General features: G+C 55.7%; 4 protein-coding genes and 1 pseudogene. 4 read left to right on the top strand and 1 reads right to left on the bottom strand.

The window, feature by feature from the left end:
* Nucleotides 1-1,203 (bottom strand): annotated as a pseudogene (locus tag H6F43_RS04505) (hypothetical protein); the annotation flags it as partial.
* A 143-nt stretch (nucleotides 1,204-1,346) separates the two neighbouring features.
* Here H6F43_RS04505 and H6F43_RS22990 point away from each other — a divergent pair.
* The 4 genes from H6F43_RS22990 (at nucleotide 1,347) to H6F43_RS04525 (ending at nucleotide 4,613) form a co-directional block, all read left to right on the top strand.
* On the top strand, nucleotides 1,347-2,837 hold the full coding sequence (locus H6F43_RS22990) for a HAMP domain-containing sensor histidine kinase (RefSeq protein ID WP_190341085.1): 1,491 nt from the start codon (nucleotides 1,347-1,349) through the stop codon (nucleotides 2,835-2,837).
* 133 nt (nucleotides 2,838-2,970) lie between these two features.
* The gene (gene efp / locus H6F43_RS04515) at nucleotides 2,971-3,531 is read left to right on the top strand and encodes an elongation factor P (protein WP_190341087.1); all 561 of its coding nucleotides are present in this window, start codon (nucleotides 2,971-2,973) and stop codon (nucleotides 3,529-3,531) included.
* A 48-nt stretch (nucleotides 3,532-3,579) separates the two neighbouring features.
* Nucleotides 3,580-4,125, top strand: coding sequence for an acetyl-CoA carboxylase biotin carboxyl carrier protein (gene accB / locus H6F43_RS04520; protein WP_190341089.1), 546 nt, complete (start codon nucleotides 3,580-3,582; stop codon nucleotides 4,123-4,125).
* A 134-nt stretch (nucleotides 4,126-4,259) separates the two neighbouring features.
* Nucleotides 4,260-4,613 (top strand): metalloregulator ArsR/SmtB family transcription factor, encoded by a 354-nt coding sequence (locus tag H6F43_RS04525; protein ID WP_190341091.1) that lies wholly within the window; start codon nucleotides 4,260-4,262, stop codon nucleotides 4,611-4,613.
* The last annotated feature ends 118 nt before the right edge of the window (nucleotides 4,614-4,731 follow it).

The raw sequence follows: 4,731 nt of genomic DNA on the forward strand, positions 1-4,731 counted from the left end.
AAGCTGAATGATGTCGGTTGCCCGCAGCGTAAACGTGCGCGCCCACGGTTCGTCTTCCTCCATAGTGCGAGCAGCAAAGATGAGCTGGAGCTTGACGGTGTCGAAGCCGAACTTGTTGATGATTTGCTCAGCAGCTTCCCACGGCAGTAAAGCAATGTCACCGGGATTGGTAATGTAGTGCTCGATGTAGTTGGCGGGGTTACTTTTGCTGCGGTAGTGGAAAACGGCGGGCTGGTCTTCGTCCTGCTGCCAGAGGTCGGGGCGGAGCTGGGCGCGAATGCTGCTGGCGATCGGAATCGCTGTCGGCAACACCGTCACCGGATCGAGGTCAAAGCGCGTCTCGACGCCAGAGGGCGGTCGGCGTTTTAGCCCCAGCAGCGTTTCCAGATCTTTGAGCGAGCAATTGGGTAGGTGAAACCCGGCAATAATTTTCTTGGTGACGTCCTGACAGTGGAGCTGCGCCAGAAACTCAATGCGCTCCAACAGCGCAGGCGATGCCTGCTGTAAGTACTCGCGCACGCTGGGCAGCACGTCGTCGCTAAAGCCCAAGCGCAGGGGTCCCGATCTATCACCCGTCTCGGCTTCTAACCGCTCGATCGCCCACACAACGAGGTTTGCTGCAATCTCCTGAGTGAATTCTTGCCAAATTCCCGCATGGAGAAAAAATTCGCCCAGCGAGTCCCGCAGGTGCGCCTTCACCTTGTCGTCGTTGAACACGAGCTCTAGCGTTTTTGTGTTCTTTTTGCGGTCCGCGACGAGTTTGAGGTGCGGCAGGCGCGTATCGATCGCATCCAGTCCCTCGGCTTGGATGGTCGCTTCTAGCTTGTATTTGTAGACCTTAATCAGGTGATGAAATAGCTGCTGCGTGACCAAAATTGGCAGTGGACAGTGCTGCTGAACCAGCCCCGTGAGCTGCTGAAGATAGTCCGGGGTAAGAACGTCACGCACCAGTTTCGACCAGTGAGCCGCCTTCGAGGAAGGGTCGATCGCTCCGACAGGTTCAAGCACCTCCACCCTAGGCGGAGCCGTTTCGTCCGCCTCTAGCAGAATTGATCGCTGAGCAACGTTGACGCTGCCAGGGTCAAACTTGTATATGTCTGTTAGGGAGTTCACCATATCCGTTTCCGCTTCCGCGCATTCACGATAGTGTACGGCACAGCACGGCGATCGCCACAAAATCAGTACGGTTCCACGACTACCCATCCCGGCGTAATCCAGATACCTTCGTAGTAGTGAGCCATAACGTTATTAGTCGTTCGTTTTTAGTCATAGTTTTTAACGAAGTCACGCGCTAATAACGGAATAACGACTCGCTGTGAACGAGGTTTTTGACTGGGGGTGAATCTGTGCCAAAGTGGTTGTTGCCAACGCTCAGTGAAATATTGGCGCTTAGCGATCCCACCTGGGCGATCGAGGCTTCGGAGCGATCGTCGAGCAATCGAGTGGCGCTACAGCGAGTCCGAGCCGAACGCGAATGGAGCGGTGCGATCGCGGCGCTTAGCGTCATGCTTCAGCAGAAGGTGACTGAAGCTGAAGCGGACGGTACGGAACACCCTAACGGACTGGTGCTGTCGGGACCGCTGCCCGTGTTGAGTCAGCCGGATTTAATGGCAAATTTGTCAGCGTGGACGCTAACGGCAAATGCCCTGGATTCGATCGCGTGGCTGCCGCTGCAACTGCTGCCAGCAGCAGAATTGGCGGGGGCGATCGCCACCGATTTTACAAGTGCCGCGCTGCCGCTGCTGCCGGGTGATCCCTTAGCCACCGAGCAGTTCTGCTTAGTGCTAACGCCGTGGTTCAGTCTGGTAATGGTGCTGGGTGAGGGACTCACTGGAACTCCCGCATTCATGTTCTCCTTCATGCCGGAAGTGGTCGAGCGGGCGTGGGAGGCGATTCGACCGCGCATTCTGCTGACCAGTTCTCACCAGATTCAGGCGCTTGACGCTCTGGTGCGGCAGTTTCCGCCGCTGGTGCCCAACTATCAAACGGTGATGCAGTTTAGCCGTCTGCTATTAGAGCACCTGCCGGAGCCGTTGGAGGAAGACGGCGGACAGCGGGTAGAACTGCACAGCCACGAGTCGATCGACCCAGAGTTAATCCCCGACGCTCCACCCCTACGAGCACCCGATGTAGAACTGCTGCAGGCGATCGCGCATGAGGTCCGGACGCCGCTGACAACCATTCGCACCCTGACGCGTCTGCTGCTGAAGCGAACCGATCTCCCGCCCGACGCGGTCAAACGGCTAGAAGTGATTGATCGCGAGTGCAGTGAGCAAATCGATCGATTTGGGCTGCTGTTTCGGGCAGCGGAGCTAGAGACGACGTCGGCTCAGCCCTTTGCATCGTCGCTGACGCGGACCTCGCTAGCGCAGGTATTCCAGCAAAGCATTCCCCGCTGGAAGCAGCAGGCAAGCCAGCGCGGGCTGACGCTTGATGTCGTTCTGCCGCAGAAGATGCCTGCGGTCGTCAGCGATCCGTCGATGTTGGACAAAGCGCTGACCAGCTTGATCGAGCGATTTACGCGCCGCCTTGCAGCAGGCAGTCACATTCGGGTTGAAGTGATGCTGGCAGGTAGCCAACTGAAGCTGCAGCTGCAATCGCAGCCAGAAGCACACACGGCAAGCTCAACGGGACGATCGCACCACGAATCGCCGCTGAAGTCGATCGGGCGACTGCTGATGTTCCAGCCTGAAACGGGCAGCCTTAGCCTCAATATGGCGGTGACGAAGACCTTGTTTCAGTCGCTGGGCGGCAAACTAATTGTGCGGCAGCGCCCAGAGCAAGGCGAAGTCATGACGGTGTTTCTGCCGCTGGAGATGAGCGTGCTGGACGCTTGAATCAGGAATGCTCGGCAAATTCAGGCAGAAATCAGCCTGAACCTCAAATTGCGGGTAAAACGGCTGCCCGTGTCGATGCAGCACACTTCCAGAGGTAAAATGGGGTGCCGAGTATTTTCTCCATGAACGACTCATGATCTCCAGTAATGATTTTCGCTCCGGTGTCAGTATTGAACTAGACGGCGGCGTCTGGAAGGTAACAGAATTCCTACACGTTAAGCCTGGAAAGGGATCTGCCTTCGTCCGCACGACTCTAAAAAATGTGCAAACCGGGAAAGTGCTTGAGCGAACCTTCCGAGCAGGCGAGATGGTTCCTCAAGCAAACCTGGAAAAAAGCGTCATGCAGCACACCTACAAAGATGGCGATGACTACGTCTTCATGGAGATGGAAACCTACGAGGAAGCCCGCATGAGCGCCGCGCAGATCGGAGATCGCGTCAAATACCTCAAAGACGGCATGGAAGTCAGCGTGATTCGCTGGAACGAGCAGGTCATGGGTGTAGAGCTTCCCAACTCCGTTGTCCTGCAAGTGACACAGACGGATCCAGGCGTTAAGGGTGACACTGCAACAGGCGGTACAAAACCCGCTACCGTCGAAACGGGTGCGACCATCATGGTGCCTCTGTTTATTTCTATAGGCGAAAAGATTAAAATCGACACTCGCGACGATTCCTACCTTGGTCGTGAATCCTAGCCATCCCTAGATCCCAGTCCCTACCCCCTAGTTGCGAGAGCACCCATCGTGTCCTTGGATTTGACTGAACTCCGCGAGCTGCTGGCAGCCATTAATCAGACAGATATTGCGGAACTGACCTTAAAGAGCGCTGACTTTGAGTTAACGGTGCGTCGTGGCATTCGGGCAGATGAACGACTCTACACGATCGCGACGGCTTCCCAGGAGGGTGAAATGGCTCCCCTACCCACATCTATGGTCTTTCCGCCAGAGAAGATTGGGGCACCGCTTGATCGAACGAGTGCAGCTCCGTTTGCTGCCTCAACTTCCGCACCGAAAGGCGAGTCGCTACGAGACGGCATTGGCGATCGTCGCCTGGTGGAAGTCACGTCGCCGATGGTGGGGACGTTCTACCGCGCTCCGGCTCCAGATGAACCTGCATTTGTCAATTCAGGTGAGCGAATTCAAGTCGGGCAAACGGTGTGCATCATCGAGGCAATGAAGCTGATGAACGAAATTGAGTCAGAAGTTGCCGGAGAAATCGTCGAAATTCTGGTACAGAATGGAGAGCCTGTTGAGTTCGGTCAGCCGCTCATGCGGGTAAATCCCAGCTAGCAGTTGCGGCAGTCGCGATCGCGGCTTGTATGAAGTTCCTGGTAAAATCTGCCCCATCCCTGAATATTTTCTTGCGATGAGGGAAGTGACTGGCTAAAATCTGGGGATCAGTTCATCTCCTCACATTCAACTCCATGAATCCTACTAAACCTGTTTCGTCAGAGGTTGTTCAGCAGGTGGCTGAGTACTTCAGCGTTTTGGGGGAGCCGATGCGCTTAAAGATCCTGAACGTGCTGCGCGACGGTGAGAAGTGCGTGCAGGATTTGGTAGAAGCGACCGATACGAGTCAAGCGAATGTCTCTAAGCACCTAAAGGTTATGGTGCAAGCGGGCATTCTGCACCGCCGCAGTAAAGGCACGCTGGCTTACTACAGCGTGGAGGACGACTTAATTTTTGAGCTGTGCAGTTTGGTGTGCGATCGCCTTGCCAACCGGATTGAACAGCAAGCCCGTCACTTCCGCGCCTTTAGCTTCGCCGAAAAACGATAGCGCTTACAGCGCAAACTCTTTTTCAAAGCTTTCTCGACTAATGGGTTGGTCGAGCATTAAGCCTTCACCACCCAGCGTTTCTAGGGGCTCTCCCTCCACGAATAGCCAAACCCGCGCA

The organism is Leptolyngbya sp. FACHB-36 (genome assembly GCF_014695955.1).
In the GTDB taxonomy this organism is placed as follows: domain Bacteria; phylum Cyanobacteriota; class Cyanobacteriia; order Leptolyngbyales; family Leptolyngbyaceae; genus FACHB-36.

Bases quoted from the DNA above. Each gene is read 5' to 3' on its own strand.
- efp (WP_190341087.1), top strand. From the start codon at position 2,971: ATGATCTCCAGTAATGATTTTCGCTCCGGTGTCAGTATTGAACTAGAC.
- H6F43_RS04525 (WP_190341091.1), top strand. From the start codon at position 4,260: ATGAATCCTACTAAACCTGTTTCGTCAGAGGTTGTTCAGCAGGTGGCT.